Annotated in this window: 6 protein-coding genes and 1 pseudogene; 5 read left to right on the top strand and 2 right to left on the bottom strand. The window is 36.1% G+C overall.

The window, feature by feature from the left end:
* Positions 1-52: 52 nt before the first annotated feature.
* Complete coding sequence (locus tag EAG08_RS03460) at positions 53-511, top strand: Lrp/AsnC family transcriptional regulator (protein WP_129534237.1); 459 nt, start codon at positions 53-55, stop codon at positions 509-511.
* A gap of 5 nt (positions 512-516) precedes the next feature.
* Here the strand turns inward: EAG08_RS03460 and EAG08_RS03455 are convergent, their stop codons facing one another.
* Together EAG08_RS03455 and EAG08_RS03450 are read right to left on the bottom strand one after the other, a co-directional pair.
* Positions 517-1,551 (bottom strand): bestrophin family protein, encoded by a 1,035-nt coding sequence (locus EAG08_RS03455; RefSeq protein WP_129534236.1) that lies wholly within the window; start codon positions 1,549-1,551, stop codon positions 517-519.
* 80 nt (positions 1,552-1,631) lie between these two features.
* Entirely contained in the window at positions 1,632-3,704 is a 2,073-nt protein-coding gene (locus EAG08_RS03450) for a thiamine pyrophosphate-dependent enzyme (protein ID WP_129534235.1), read from the bottom strand.
* Positions 3,705-3,944: 240 nt separating this feature from the next.
* Here EAG08_RS03450 and dnaE point away from each other — a divergent pair.
* The 4 genes and pseudogenes from dnaE (at position 3,945) to EAG08_RS03430 (ending at position 17,059) form a co-directional block, all read left to right on the top strand.
* Positions 3,945-8,613, top strand: a pseudogene (gene dnaE / locus EAG08_RS03445) (DNA polymerase III subunit alpha).
* Between the two features lie 296 nt (positions 8,614-8,909).
* The gene (locus tag EAG08_RS03440) at positions 8,910-12,647 is read left to right on the top strand and encodes a fibronectin type III domain-containing protein (protein ID WP_129534234.1); all 3,738 of its coding nucleotides are present in this window, start codon (positions 8,910-8,912) and stop codon (positions 12,645-12,647) included.
* A gap of 299 nt (positions 12,648-12,946) precedes the next feature.
* On the top strand, positions 12,947-14,839 hold the full coding sequence (locus EAG08_RS03435; protein ID WP_129534233.1) for a T9SS-dependent choice-of-anchor J family protein: 1,893 nt from the start codon (positions 12,947-12,949) through the stop codon (positions 14,837-14,839).
* 243 nt (positions 14,840-15,082) lie between these two features.
* Complete coding sequence (locus EAG08_RS03430) at positions 15,083-17,059, top strand: T9SS type A sorting domain-containing protein (RefSeq protein ID WP_129534232.1); 1,977 nt, start codon at positions 15,083-15,085, stop codon at positions 17,057-17,059.
* Positions 17,060-17,091: the final 32 nt, after the last annotated feature.

Here is a 17,091-nt window from a genome sequence, read left to right as displayed (position 1 = left end):
GATAAAAAGTCTATTCAATTTAAATTTAATAAATTTGACCAAAAATTTTTCTATGCAATTTGACGAAACGGATAAAAAACTGCTGCTTTTTCTACAACAAGACTGTAAGCAAACCACCAAAGAACTGTCTTACAAACTCGGTTTGTCAATTACTGCAGTTTATGAACGTATCAGAAAGCTTGAAAACAATGGGGTAATTTCAAAATACGTGGCCATTTTAGATAAAACAAAAATTGATAAAAATTTCATTATTCTTTGTCATGTAAAATTGACTCAGCATAAAAAAGAATATGTACTTCGTTTTGAAAAAGAAGTGATGACTTTAGATGAGGTGACGGAATGTTTCCATGTGAGTGGTGATTACGATTATATTCTTAAAATCTGTGTAAAAGACATGGAAGATTACCGTAATTTTATGCTGACCAAACTCACAACGATTCAGCATATTGCAAGTACCCAAAGTTCGTTCACAATTTCTGAAGTGAAAAATACGACCGAATTGGTATTGTAATGTATTTAAACTAAAACCCCATTCTTAGAAGCAATCGGTTCCGGAAGGTCTTCATGTTCGCCAATCATTTGAAGAAGGTCGATCTCTATGCTTCTGCATATTGATAACATTGGAATATCAAACATTAATCCTTCAAAAGGGTTTTCGGAGTAGTCTCCTACCAATTCCATAATGATATAAATCCAGCCAATTATAATGCAGAAAGGAACCGATACCCATATTCCCCAATCGCCGAGTTTAGAAAATTCGCTCACTAAACCTAAAGGAAGCAACATAATAAAGATAATATTGAAGACAAAAGCTGTACTTGCAAACTGTCTGGGAAGCGGAAATTTTTTAATTCTTTCTGCCTGCCCCTGTAGTGTGTAAAATTCTGTAAGACAATCCTGTAGTTGCATTTGGTTAAAATCAGAAATTGCCTTCATGTTTTTTAATTCATTCACATCTTTCGCCTGCTGTGAAACAAGAAAAGTTGCAAAATTGTTGTACGAAGACTGCAGCTCGCATTCTTCTTCAGATAGATATTTTTTGAGGAATATAGGTGTTCTTCCATAATCCGGAAATCCAGCTCTGATGATTCTATGTCTCTTTTTATCTGTGTTTTTTAATTTATCTTCTTCAAATTTTATATGTTCCCATTCTACAGGCACCAAGATTTGTTCGCGGAATGCATATAACCAGGCAATATGACGATAAACAATTTTTTTTCTGCGTTCTTCAAGATCAAATTTTCCTACCTCATTATTATCTATTTCGAAAGCATAAACCATCGCGGCAAATGAGCGGCTCGCATTAACGATGCCACCCCAGATTTTTCTTGCTTCCCATAATCTTTCATAAGCCTGGTTATTTTTAAAACCTACCAAAAAAGCTTCTGCTGTGCCAATCAGAGCTACCGGAACCCATGGAATAATCATCCAGTCCCAGTGAAAAACATGAAAAAGTACAGCGATAAGCGAGCACCAAAAAGAAATGATGAGTAAATGGAATCCGGATAAGTTGAGAACCTTTTTATAGTTGACGTATTTGGTTGTGATCATTTGTATATAAACATTTGTAGAACCAAGTTAACAAAAACTGTACAAAAAAACCTCTAAAAATAATTTAGAGGTTTTAATTTTTAATATTTCAACATTTCGTCGATTTTTTTCGAGAGCTTTTCAGCGTTGGGAAGCATTTCCTTTTCTAAAATTAAATTAATCGGAACTGCCGGAGTATCAAGCGATCCCATCGTTTCAACCGGAGCATCAAGATATTTAAAGCAGTTTTTAGAAATACGGTGTGCAAAAGCTTCTGCAAAAGAATTATTCAATTGTTCTTCTGTCAGAACGATACATTTTCCGTGTGCTTTTACTCGTTCAAAAACCAATTCTTCATCCAAAGGAATAATGGTTCTCAAATCGATTACTTCCACTTTACCTCCAAAATTTTTCACGGCTTCTTTTGCCCAGTAAACTCCCATTCCGTAAGTGATAACGACAACAGTGTTTCCTTTTTTAACTTCGTTTTCGTCAGCTTCAATAACTACTTTTCCTTTTCCGAAAGGTAAGATGTAATCTTCTGCAGGTTCGATGGTTTTTGCATCTTCAGTTCCCGGAACTTTGCTCCAATACAAACCTTTATGCTCCAGCATCACAACCGGATTCGGGTCGTAATAAGCCGCTTTCAATAAACCTTTAAAATCAGCTGCGTTACTTGGATAAGCGATTTTTATCCCTTTAATATTCGCTAAAATGCTTTCCACACTTCCGCTGTGATAAGGTCCGCCGCCGCCGTAAGCTCCAATCGGAACTCTGATGATATTGCTTACAGGAAACTTGCCGTTGCTTAAATAATTTGATTTTGAAATCTCCGTAATCAGCTGATTGATTCCAGGATAAATATAATCGGCAAACTGAACCTCAACGATTGGTTTTAAACCAACTGCACTCATTCCCGTTGTTGAACCGATGATATAAGCTTCCTGAATAGCGGTGTTGAAAACTCTTTTGCTTCCGAATTTTTTACCCAAAGTCACCGTCTCACGGAAAACTCCACCGATTCTTTCACCCACGTCCTGTCCGTACAATAAAGCTTCAGGATGTTTCCACATAATTTCCTGGATGGCGTGAATTGCTGCATCAACCATTACGATTTTTTCTCCACCTTCAGGTTCACGTGTTCCCACTTCTTCGGTGATCGGAGTCGGTGCGAAAATATGCTGCATCACAGTTTCAGGTTTCGGGTCTTCAGCTTTTTGAGCTCTTTCAAATGCTTCTTCAGCTTCTAATCTTGCCTTTTTTGTGATTTGCTTTAATAATTCTTCATCGCTACCAGACTCCAGCAATTGATTTCTAAGGATTTCTCCCGGATCTTTTGCTCTGTGCTTGGTTAAATCATCTTCATCTCTATAGAATTCTCTTCTCACTCCCGAAGTATGATGACCGATTAACACTGTTTTTGCGCAAACAACCAAAGGCTTTCTTTCGGTTCTCACAAAATCAACAGCTTTTTTCATTACGTCAAAACTTTCAACGAAATCGGTTCCGTCAACTCTCATTCTTCCTAAACCTTCAAACCCGGCTACGAAGTCATAAGCGTCACAAGTTCTCGCTTCTTCTTTGGTTACAGAAATTCCCCATTCGTTGTCCTGAACGAGAAAAATAATAGGAAGTTGGTGTAAAGCAGCAAACTGAAATGCTTCACTTACTTCACCTTCCGTAACAGAATTATCTCCCAAACTGCAGATTACGACAGGATTATTTTCAAATTGTTCTAAATTAAAATCCTGAATATATTTGATTCCTTGTGCAACACCAGTCGTAGGAATAGTCTGCATTCCGGTCGCGGAACTTTGGTGAATGATCTTCGGCATATTTTCGTTTCTGCTCGAAGGGTGAGAATAATACGATCTTCCACCAGAAAAAGGATCATCAGCTTTAGCCAACAATTGAAGCATCAATTGATAAGGCTCAAAACCAATTCCCAACAAAATACTTTCATCTCTGTAATATGGAGAAACCCAGTCTTCTTTTTTTAACTGATAAGCCGTTGCCAATTGAATTGCTTCGTGACCTCTAGAAGTACTATGTACATATTTGCAAACATTTCTGTTTTCCTCATAGATGTCGGCCATTGCTTTTGCAAGCATCATATGATTATAAGCCTTAAGTAAAATATCCTGAGAAACTTTTTCGTGAAGTGTATTTTCCATAGAAAGCAAAGATAAACATAATTTGGATTTCAAAAAATAAAAGCCTAACAATTGATAGGTAGTTGAATCAATTATTTGAATGTTAGTTAATTAAATATTTATAATAACAAAGTTTTAAACATTATTTCAGGAAAAATGATTCAGTTTATAGTTAATATCAATTTCCAAAAACTCATTAAAAAACAAAAAAATGCAGTAACTTTACTGACTATTTTCTCATTAAAAAGTTAGAAAAAATACATGTATTTAGTTTTTGACACAGAAACCACAGGTTTACCGAAAAATTTCAACGCACCGCTTTCAGATTCAGACAATTGGCCAAGAATGGTTCAGATTGCCTGGCAATTGCATGATGATGATGGTAATTTGCTTGAAAATCAAGATTATATAATTAAACCGGAAGGTTATGATATACCATTTAACGCCGCAAGAATTCACGGAATTACAACTAAAATTGCCAATGAAGAAGGTCGTGATCTTGAAGAGATTTTAAAGGAATTTGCCAAAGTTTTAGAAAAAGTCAGAGTAGTTTCCGGACATAATGTGGAATTCGATTACAACATCGTTGGAGCAGAATTTTCAGAAAAAATATTCAAGACAATCTTCAGGAAAAACCGAAAGCGGACACGATGATTCTGGGAACAGATTATTGTCAGCTTGGCGGTGGAAGAGGAGGAAGATACAAGTCTCCAAAATTGGAAGAATTGTATGAAAAATTGTATGGGCACAAATTCGATGAAGCGCATAATGCAGCAGCCGACGTAAATGCCACGGCTCAGGTTTTCTTCGAAATGATGCGTATCGGAATTATTCCTGCAGAAGTTTTGAAGACATCGGAAGATCAGTTGGCATATTTCAAAACGTTGCATCCAGATCCGATAAAACCTTTTGGAATTATAATCAGAAGGCAGGTTGCAGATTTTAATAATAAGAAAAAGCAATCCGATGTCGGCAGTATTGATGATATTGAATTAGGAAGATATTTCAATTTCGATAATAAAAGTGTTTTTTCAACATTAACGGCGACTTCGAGCATTAATGATTTAATCAACAAGGCTACAGAAGATCAATTTCCTGCAGTTGGAATGGTGGATTTGGGGAATATGATGGGAGCTTTCAAATTTGTTTCTGCTGTTGAGTCTACCAATTCTGACCGTTCAAAAAACATAAAGAATATTTAGCTAAAAAACAGGAAGCGGAAGAAAACGGAACTGAATTTAACGAAATGGAACCGGTTTCTGAGTCTTTAATTCCTGTCGTAGGTTGTGAATTTTATATTTCAGACCGTTATGAGCAAAAACAATTTACCAAAGATGATCCCGATAGAAGAACGCAGGTTGTTTTGCTGGCAAAAGATTTTAACGGATATAAAAATTTGGCAAAACTTTCAAGTATAGGTTTTCTTAAAGGATTTTATTTCGGAGTTCCGAGGATCAGCCGTGAATTGATTGCTGAATATAAAGAAGGATTAATCGCTCTTACTTCAGGAATCAACGGAGATATTCCAGATGCGATTTTAAATACTGGTGAGCAAAAAGGAGAAGAGCTTTTCAAATGGTGGAAAGAAACTTTTGAAGATGATTTTTATGTTCAGATTCAAAATCATAAACTTCCTGAAGAGGAGCATTTGAATGATGTTCTCTTACATTTTGCAGATAAATATAACGTTAAAATTTTAGCACAAAATCAAACCTATTATACCAATAAAGACGATTCTAATATTCAGGATATTGTAAGCTGTATAAAAGATGGTGAAAAACTGACAACGCCCGTTGGTAAGGGCTTTGGGAAGAGAAGAGGCTTAGCTGGAGGAGAATATTACATTAAAAATGCTCACGAAATCAAGGAAACTTTTCTGAATTATCCTGATGCGTTTGATGCCTACGAAGAGTTTACGGCAAAATTTAGTCCTTATACTTTAAAAAGAGATGTTCTCTTGCCAAAATTTGACATTCCTGAGGAATTTCTACATGAAGAGGATGAAGTTGATGGAGGTAAACGGGGCGAGATGGCGTATTTAACGCATTTAACTTACGAAGGCGCAAAAAAAAGATATGTTGAAACCGGAATTACAGATGAAATCAAAGAGCGTCTTGATTTCGAGCTTGAAGTAGTTGCCAACACCGGTTATCCGGGGTACTTCTTGATTGTTCAGGATTTTTGTAATGAAGCCCGAAATATGGGGGTTTGGGTTGGCCCCGGTCGTGGTTCTGCAGCAGGTTCTGTAGTTGCTTACTGCACAGGAATTACCAATGTTGATCCTATTAAATATGATTTGCTATTTGAGAGATTCCTGAATCCGGAAAGGATTTCAATGCCCGATATTGATATTGATTTTGACGATGAAGGTCGTGATAAAATTATCAAGTGGGTAGTTGAGAAATATGGGAAAAATCAGGTTGCGCAAATTATCACGTATTCGGTTTTGGGTGGAAAATCGGCTATTAAAGATGCTGGAAGAGTTTTAGATCTTCCAATTCCTGATACCAATAATATTGCGAAATTGATTCCTCCAAGTCCGGGGATGAATATTGCGAAAGCTTTATCTAAATATGATAAGCTAAAACCAGAAGATCAGCAGCTTGTCGACGAGATGAAGTATGTTCTTAATACACCTGATGATAACCGTCACAATGTTTTGGCAAGTGCCAAAAAGATGGAAGGTTGTATCAGAAACACCGGAATTCATGCTTGTGGAGTGATTATTACGCCAGAAGATGTGAGTAATCTGGTTCCGGTAACGATTGCGGCAAAAGATGCCGATATTTTGGTTTCTCAGTTTGACAACTCGGTGGCGGAAAGCGCAGGGCTTCTGAAAATGGACTTTTTGGGTCTGAGAACACTGACAATTATTAAAGATGCATTAAAACTGGTAAAGCAAAGGCATAATATTGATATTAATCCTGATGAGATTCCGCTGGATGATGCTAAAACTTATCAGTTGTTTAAGGAGGGTAGAACAGTAGGGATTTTCCAATATGAAAGTCCGGGAATGCAAAAGTATATGCGTGAACTGAAGCCAACTGTTTTTGCCGATTTGATTGCCATGAACGCATTGTATCGTCCTGGCCCCATCAAGTATATTCCAAATTTTATCAATAGAAAGCACGGAATTGAAGAAATTATTTATGACTTACCGGAAACGGAAGAATATTTAAAAGAAACCTACGGAATTACAGTTTATCAGGAGCAGGTAATGCTTTTGTCTCAAAAATTAGCCAATTTCACAAAAGGTGAAGCTGATACTTTGAGGAAAGCGATGGGTAAAAAGCAGATTGAAGTTCTGAATAAAATGTACCCGAAATTCATCGAAGGCGGTAGAAAAAATAATCTTGATGAAGGACCTTTAGAAAAAATATGGAATGACTGGAAAGCCTTTGCAGAATATGCCTTCAATAAATCACACTCAACCTGTTATGCTCTGATTGCTTATCAAACGGCATACTTAAAGGCAAATTATCCCGCAGAATATATGGCGAGTGTAATGAGCAACAACATTAACAATACAGAATCGATTACCATGTTCATGGAAGATTGTAAAAGTATTGGCGTTGATGTTTTGGGACCGGATGTGAATGAATCTCACTATAAATTTTCGGTAAATGAAAAAGGGCAGATCCGCTTTGGATTGGGGGCAATAAAAGGAATCGGAGAAGGACCGAGTGAAGGGATTACGAAAGAAAGAACAAACGGAAGATTTAAAAATATTTATGATTTTTTTGAAAGAATCTTACCGTCTCAAATGAATAAAAGAGTAGCAGAAAGTTTGGTTTTGGCTGGAGCTTTTGATGAGTTTAATATGTATCACAGAGGTCAGTATTTTGATATTGATATGGCGGGAAGAACAAATCTTGAGCGATTAATCAGATACGGACAGAGTTTTCAGGAAAGTAAAAATGAGATGGAAAATTCTCTTTTTGCTGATTTTGCTGAAGAAGTTCAAATTGAGCAACCCAAATTATTGCCTTGTCCGGAATGGCCAAACATGCACAAATTAAATAAAGAAAAAGAAATTATTGGGTTCTATCTTTCTGCGCATCCGCTCGATGAATTTAAATATCATTATCAGTTTATGCAGGGTAAGCTTTCTAAAAAAGCGGTTTTGGAAAAAGAAGATGAGGTAAAAGTAGTAATCGATGAAGTTGTTCCGATTTTGGAAGCAGACGATAAAGATGAAGCAGTAGATATTACAGAAATTATTTCAGATGATATTGTTGCCGGTGAAGAAGAAATCATAGAAGAAGTTACAAAAAAAGCAGAGCCAAAAGGGAACTTTGGATTTTTAAACCTCGATGAGGTTGATGCTTATAAAGAACAGGCTTTTGCTAATAAACCTGCAGAATTGTTTGAAGAAAAAAAGAAAGACTGGAAAACCCTTCAGAAAGAAAGAGAAAATGGCGGTAGCGGAAAAGAATATACTGTTGCTGGTTTGATAACGGAATATGTAGTGAAAGATGGTTTTAAAAGTGGTGAAAAAGTGGCGTTTTTAACTTTGGAAGATTATTCGGGTTCGTATTCTTTCAGATTAGGAGATCGTGATTATATGAGGTTGAAAGAGAAATTGGAAGTGCAACGTTTTGTTATATTAAAAATAAAATTTGCTCAGGTAAAAGACGGGCGTGTTTTCGTCAATGTAGTTGATGTAATCGAACTTCAGGAAGCGTTTGAAAAGTTTGCAAAAAGTATTTCGCTGGTCATGGATGTTATGGATTTCAGGAGAGAAGATTTAGAGTTTTTCAGAAATGTTCTCGACCAAAATAAAGGAAATCAAAAATTCAAATTTTTAATCAAAAATTCAGAAGAAAATTCAGATATGGAATTACAATCAATGAGATATTCTGTTGATTTGAATGGAGATTTGATTAAAGAAATTCAATTGTTGAATAAATATGAGTTTTATCTTAACTAAAACTTGATGTTTTAGATATTGAAAAGTGGCTTTTGGTCACTTTTTTTGTATTTATAATAATTATAATTAAAAGTATTTTCAGTTTGAATATTGAATCTGTGTGTGATTTAAATTATTGAAAGTAAGTGTTTTGTGTGTTTAAGTATATTTAAAATTGGGAATAATTAAATGATTGTTTAATAATTATTTAATTATTTAAATGGTTTTAAGACTTTTTGTATAAAAAATTATGATATTTTTTGATTTGCAATGCAAATATTTAGTAATTTCACCCTCTAATTTTAATTTAACTAAGTATGAAAAAACTTTTACTCACCTGCATGTTGGCTCTCAGTTATGGAGTTTTTGCACAGGTAGGTCCTCCACAAAGTACCAATCCAAATACAAACAATGGTTATGGATTTGCACAATCAAGTGGAGCTTATGTGCCTTTAACTGCTGGTAAAACAGTCTGGCAATCTGGCGCGACGCTGGCCACTAATGGTGTTTCAGGACCAATAAATTTGCCATCTCCATTTAAGTTTAATGGCAAATCTTACAGTATTATTTACATTAGTAATAACGGATTTATAACCTTTGGTAGTGCGCCTGTAGCAACTGCATATACAGGTTTGTCCACAAACTCTGCGGTACCGAATCTTGCCGAAGGTGCAGTTGCTGGATTTGCTAATAACTTAATCAATGCTAATACAACCACTTCTGAAATTGCCTATGAAGCAATAAGTGGAAAGTTTATTGTCCAGTTTACCGATCTTAAGAATACTAGTGGTTCAGCGACGCAATTGTTGAATTTCCAGATTCAGTTGGATATAACCAATAATTCTGTTCAAATTGTATACGGAAACTGTGTCTCTGGTACGGCAACAACTACTGGAGAAGTTGGTTTGAGGGGTGCTGACGGACGAGGAGATGTAAACAATAGGTTAGGAACAGATTGGACTGCTACTACATCGGGTACTGCTAATTCATCAAGCTGTACTTTAGGGATTACAAATGGTACTACAGTGCCAGCGAATGGTCTTACATTTACTTATACACCAGGAACTTGGATTGCGGCTCCTACTACATATGCTACATTACCTTTTACTGAAAACTTTTCAAGCTGGGCAAACGGAAACTCGACAGGAGATCTTCCTAATATAACATATTGGAGAACGTGGCCTTCACGAGGAAATGGAAGTTGGAGGCAAAATGACCTTGCAACGGCTAATTTAGGCTATACAGGTACATCCGGATGGTATGAAAACACTGAAGGTACCACTACTACTATTGCTGCTCCTGCAGTAGCTCCTACAGCAAGATTTCACTCTTATTATGCTACTGCAGGTCAAGTAGGTAATATGGATCTTTATGTAGATCTTTCGTCAGGAGGCTCAGGTGTAAGAGTACTTTCGTTTGATTATAGAAATGTCAGTGGAACAGATAAATTAGAGGTTTTATATTCTACAGATGGTGGAGTGACGTTTACTTCTGTTGGGTCATTAACAACAAATTCTGCTTGGACGAAGCCTTCTTATGTAATCAACTCTACTGCTGCTAATGCAATCCTTAGATTGTCTGCTACAGCAGATTATGGTTCAGATGATATTTTTGTTGATAATTTGAATATTATTGTCACTACTACTCCGCCTGCGTGTACTACTACTACAGCACCGCTTAACAACGCAACTGGTGTTTCTATTACTCCAACAGTTACTTGGGCTGCGTCTGTAGGTGCATCATCGTATAAAATAAATCTAGGAACAGTTCCTGGAGGTACTGATGTACTCAATAGTTTTGATGTGGGTAATGTGCTTACTTATGTGATACCTACTGCAACACCTTTAATGTACGGTAAACTTTATTATGTAACAGTTTTGCCAACTAATGCAAACGGTACAGCTAGTGGATGTACGGAATTTTCTTTTACGACCAAAAACTTAAATTGTCCTTCGGTGACAGCGCCTTCTTCTGCTGCAACAGGAGTTTCTACTACTCCTGCTTTTACATGGGGTGCTGTAACAGATGCTACGGGATATAAACTTACCATAGGCACTACTGCAGGTGGTAATAATATACTAAATGCTTTTGATCTTGGAAATGTAACTACATATACATTGCCAACACCATTGATGATAGGAACAAAATATTTTTATACCATTAATGCTTATAACTCTTACAACTCTTCTTTAAGCTGTACGGAAAGAAACTTTACTACAGCGGGTTGTGCAACGGTAAGCGCTCCTACTGCAGCAGCTACTGGTGTTTCGCTTACTCCTACCTTTACTTGGGCGGCGGTAACAGGAGTTACAGGGTATAAGCTTACAATAGGTACTACTACTGGTGGTAATAATATTCTTAATGCCTATGATGTGGGGAATGTTACTACACATACTCTTTCATCACCATTGGCGCTTGGAACAAAATATTTCTATACTGTAAATAGCTACGATGCGACAACTACTACTGCATCATGTACAGAAAGAAACTTTACTACAATTACAGCATGTCCTACGGTAAGTGCTCCGGCTTCGGCTGCTACAGGGGTGTCGGTAACACCAACTTTCACGTGGGCTGCAAACGCAAATGCAACTGGTTACAAACTTACAATCGGTACAACTACTGGAGGATCTGATGTTTTGAATGCTTTTGATGTAGGTAATGTTACTACGTATACACTTCCAAATCCTCTCAATAATGGTATAAAATATTTTTATACTATCAGTGGTTATAATGCAACAAGTACTTCTTTAGGATGTACAGAAAGAAACTTTACAACTGTAGTTACTTGTTTTGTACCAACTGTTCCGGCAATTACTGCTTCGAGCGTAACATCATCTGGAGCTACGGCTACTTGGACTGCACCTACTAGTGCGCCTTCAAATGGTTATGAAGTGTACTATAGTACATCTAATACAGTACCTACATTTAGTACGCCTTTAAATGCGACAAATTCAGTTGTTTCATCTACTACAACTGCTTCAATAGGTGGGTTAATTCCTTCTACATTATATTATGTTTGGGTAAGATCAGTATGTAGTGGTCCCGATAGAAGTGCGTGGACTTCTGTTGTTTCATTTGTGACACTTTGTCAACCACCTGCTATGATATCAACAACGGGTGCTACCGTTTGTCCTAATACGGCGGCTACTCTTTCTGCGTCAGCGGATGCAGGAGCAACAATTAACTGGTACAATGCAACGAGTGGCGGAACTTCTTTAGGAACAGGTGCAAATTTTACCACGCCTGCTATAGCTACAACAACATCTTATTATGCGGATGCATCTTATATTAATAATTTAACAGGACAGGCTAGAGTAACGTATGCTACGGTAAGTGCTACTGATCCGATTGATTACGGTTTAGTTTTTGATGCTGCAAAGTCTTTTAAACTGAATTCAGTAAAGATATTCTTAGAGAGAAATGCAACAACTAACCTGGTTGTGAATTTAACTAACAGTGCTGGAACAATACTTCAGACTATTACTATTCCTTCAGCTAACTTACCTACTGGTGGAACAACTACAACACCTGTAAGTTATACAATAGCTTTAGGATGGGATATCAATGCAGGTGCCGGATATAGGTTAATGGCAAACTCTGGTCCTTATATGATCAGGGAAAGTTCTTTAGGAGGTTTTCCATATTCTTTAGGAGATGCAGGAAATATTACTTCGGGTTATATTTCTAGTGCAAGTCCTTCATACTATTATTTCTACAGCTGGGATGTAACAACTGTATGTGCTTCATCGCCAAGACAGCAGGTTGTTGCTACTGTTGATTCAACAGGATGTCCTGGTTTGGCTACATCTGAGGTTGATTTGAATAAAAATGAAATCAAAGCCTATCCAAACCCATTTGCAGATGTTTTAAACGTCTCAGATGTGAAGAATGTAAAATCAATTTCAATTGTTGATATTGCTGGTAGAGTAGTGAAAACTATTGAAAAACCAAGTTCGTCTCTTCAATTAAGAGAATTGAACTCAGGTATGTATATGGTTATTTTATACATGAATGATGGTTCTAGACAAACTATCAAAGCGATCAAAAAATAATCAATTTTAAACTTTAAATTATGATAGCGACCAATTTTGGTCGCTATTTTTTTATATAAATACCTGTAAATGATTTTAGTTTGTAATTGTTAAAAATGAATTATTATTGTGTTTATATTGTTAATTTGATTTAATTGATTTGTATTTGATATTTTATTTCCATTATCATTTGTTTTTATTTTAAGGATTTTATTCATTTTTAAGTTTTTTTTGAGTTTAAAATTTATTTTATATATGATTTGTTGTTTATTTTTAATTAAATAATGTAAATTAGTGTAAAATTATTTAAAATAAAAAAAATGAAAAAAGCATTATTTTTTCTCTTAATTCCTTTTCTGGGATTTTCACAATGGACAGAGAATTTTGATTCTGGCACAACAATGCCTGCGGGGTGGGCGGTTATCAACGATGGAGGAGCTAATGGATGGCTTTTTGATATTCCTGATTCTGGTTCTGCACAATCGGGTGCCAATGTTGCCACACTTGAATACAACGCCACAGCGCATGACGATTATTTAATTACGAAAGCTATTGTTGTAACTGCTGGAGTAAGTGATAGAATTTCGTTTTATGTAAAGTCAAGAGCCTCATCTTTTCTTGAGGATTATGAAGTTTTGCTGTCAACTACTAATCAGACAAAGCCTGCATTTACAACTGTTCTTCAGGCTACTCAAAAAGCACCTAGTGCTTGGACTCAAAAAACATTTAGTCTGTCTGCTTATGTTGGGCAAACGGTATATGTGGCTATTCATGCTACTGATACAGATCAATTTGAAATTTATGCTGATACTTTTAAAGTAGATTCTGTACCAACTGCTGTACCAACATGTACATCTTTTACTTCTCCTACAAACGGAGCTGTTGGTGTAAATGTAGATGGTATCTTAAATTGGACTTCAGTAGCTTCAGCTACTGGATATAAAGTAAAGGTAGGGACAACCACCGGAGGAAGTGATATAGTAAATAATGTAGATGCAGGTAATGTAATAACATATAACATAACTGGAAACCTAAACGCAAGTACTGTGTATTATGCAACCATTACTCCTTACAATGCTGTAGGAGATGCTATAGGTTGTTCTGAGATTTCATTTACCACAATGGCTCCACCTGCAAATGATAACTGTTCGGCAGCTGTGGTATTAACTGTAAACCCCGACTATTCATGTGGTGTTACAACGCCAGGAGCAACGCAAGCTGCAACGGCGTCTACGGAAACAGCACCTACTTGTGGTGCGTCTGGTACAAATGATGATGTTTGGTTTAAATTTACGGCGACTAATACTGCACACAGAATTTCACTTACTAATGTATCTGGATTTACAGATATGGCAATGGCTGCTTATAGTGGCGCTTGTGGAGGTTTAGTAGAGGTTTCGTGTAGCGACCCAGATATTATGGATCTTACAGGGTTAACAATTGGTCAAGAATATAAGGTAAGAGTATGGACGTATACTTCAACAGTAACAACTGCAGCAACATTTAATATTTGTGTTGGAACACCACCACCACCACCAGCTAATGATAATTGTTCTGGAGCGATTGTACTGACTCCGGGGGCTACTTTTGCTCAAAATGCAGTTACGGCAACTAATGTAGGTGCAACTACGGACGGTGTTCCTCAATCTTGTCAAACTAATGCTATTAATAATGTTTGGTATTCTGTGGTAGTGCCAGCTTCAGGGAGTCTTACAATAGAAACTAAAGCAGCTGCTGGTTCTACATATTCTGATTCTATTATTAATGTATTCTCAGGAGCTTGTGGGGCGTTAGTAAATGTAACATCTGGATGTAATGATGATGATGGCGATGGCGCTTTTTCTTTAGTAAACTTAACAGGGCAAACACCAGGTGAGGTGTTGTTGGTAAGTATTTGGAGATGGGGGAATACTTCTGTTTTTGATGGTGCTTTCCAAATTTCTGCTTATAACGCAAGTTTATCAACTTCAGAGGTTTCTCAAGCGAAAAACAACATTACAGCTTATCCAAACCCATTTGCAGATGTTTTAAACATCTCAGATGTGAAAAATGTTAAATCAATTTCAATTGTTGATATTGCTGGTAGAGTAGTAAAAACTATTGAAAAACCAAGTACGTCTCTTCAATTAAGAGAATTGAACTCAGGCATGTATATGGTTATTTTAAATATGAATGATGGTTCTAGACAAACAATCAAAGCGATTAAGAAATAATTTTTTCTTTTAATTTGTTAATATTAATAGCGATCTTTTAGGTCGCTATTTTTTATGGAATGTTATATAAATCAAAATTGATAACTAGTTCTCAATGTTTTCGGCTTTCTGATTAAAAAAATATCTGTAGAATTTGAATTTTAAGTTAAATTTTGCAATTTTAATCCTGTGTTGTTAAATATTTAAAATCATAATTGGTAAATTGTTGTAAATTTGTAATTAATATTTTAAATTTATTAATTTGTGAAAAAACTTCTATTTTTTAGCCTTCTCTTTTTCAATATATTTCTAAATGCTCAGATTACTTTGGGTGCAGGCAGTACAACAGTGGGAGTTGCTCCGGTCAGTACATTTTTTGGATATTCTTATGTTCAGCAAATATTTACAAAAAATGAAATCAATGCGAATGCAGCAGGCAATATTACGGGGATTAAATTTTATTTGAATCCCAATTCAACTATTGCAAACTCTTCAAGTTGGGTAGTATATTTGGGAACAACCGCAAAAACAAATTTTACTTCTTCGGTAGATTGGATTCCTTTATCACAACTGAATCAAGTTTTTTCCGGAACAGTTACCAATGTAAATGGAATAGTTACGATTACCTTTCCGGTACCTTTCTTTTATAACAATACTGGGAATCTGGTTGTCGCTGCGAAAGAAAATACTCCCAATTATGATATTAATGGTTTTGATGATGCATTTTATGGATATTATTCAAATGTAAATTCGGTTTTGTATTACTCAGATGATAATATTAATCCAAATCCTTCATTTCCACCGACCGGATCTCTAACCGATCAAAAATCCGTAATCACTTTTACGGGGTTGGCTGCAAGCCCAACGATTGCATGCCCAGATGTTGCTTATCCTCTCAATAATGCAGTATACATACCTTTGTCGCCAACGGTTGAATGGAATGCAGTTCCTGGGGCAACAAGTTATAAAGTATCAATTGGAACAACGATGGGTACTTCCGATGTAGTCAATCAGCAGTCTGTAAGTGTAACAAGCTTTATGGTTCCTCAGACTTTATCTGCAAACACAGTATATTATTTAAAAATAACTGCTGTGAATACCACAGGAGAATCACAAGGATGCTCAACAACTATGTTCACAACTACTCCTGGACAGCCGACAAATGATGAATGTTCCAACGCAACTACTTTAACTATTAATCCAAATGCTAGCTGTACTGCTTTTAATCAAGGGTATACATTGGGTGCGACTGATTCTGGTGTAATAGTAGGCTCATGTTTTGGCAATCCGGATGATGATGTTTGGTTTAAATTTGTCGCAACAGCAATCACGCACAAAATTTCATTAAACAATATTACGTCAATTGGAACAAATTTTAGTGATGATATAGATTTTCAGGTTTTCAGCGGAGCTTGTGGGAATTTAACGAGTGTTTTGTGTTCAGAACCCGCATCCTCTTTGGTAGCAGGGTTGACTGTTGGTTCTACTTATTATGTGAGAGTTTTCAGTGCTGCAGGTGCAGGAAGTAATAATAGTTTCGACATATGTGTGGGAACAGTTCCGCCGCCGCCTGTTAATGATGCTTGTTCTGGGGCATTGGTTGCTACATCATTTCCGTATTCTTACACACAATCTGATGCTTTAGGAGCAACGAATAACTCTGGTTTTTTAAATGCTTGTAGTAATGGAACAATTGATAGAATGAATGACGGAACTTGGTTTACATTTGTAGGAAATGGGAGTAACGTCGATATCATTGTTACGATGCCTGCAGGAAGTTATTTTGATCCTCAAATCGGAGTTTTCACAGGAAGCTGTACTGCTTTAAATTGTTTTGATACGGTAGATGATGCCGGTGATGGAGAGATAGAGGTCTTATCTGTAGCTAGTGTTGCTGGAACGACATACTATGTCAATGTAGGAAATTATAATGATGTTAGTGATGAAGCAGAAGATGCATTCACCATCAGTATGGTAAGCGGAGTTTTATCAGCTACAGACGTTGATGAGGTGAAAACTAAAGTGAAAGTTTATCCAAATCCTTTTACAGACAGTATCCATATTTCAGATTTCAAAAATATCAAATCCGTTTCAGTAATTGATTTGTTGGGTCGTCATTTAAAAACAATTGAAAATCCGGCTTCATTTATTCATTTAGATCAATTAAAATCAGGAATGTATATTTTAAGTTTACTGATGAAAGATGGTTCTAAACAATCATTAAAAATAATTAAAAAGTAAAATTAAATAGCAATAAAAAAGGTGGCAATCAA

Source organism: Chryseobacterium sp. 3008163 (assembly GCF_003669035.1).
GTDB lineage: Bacteria > Bacteroidota > Bacteroidia > Flavobacteriales > Weeksellaceae > Chryseobacterium.
The sequence above is the reverse complement of the archived record's forward strand: the minus strand, read 5'-3'. Positions and strand labels throughout refer to the sequence as shown.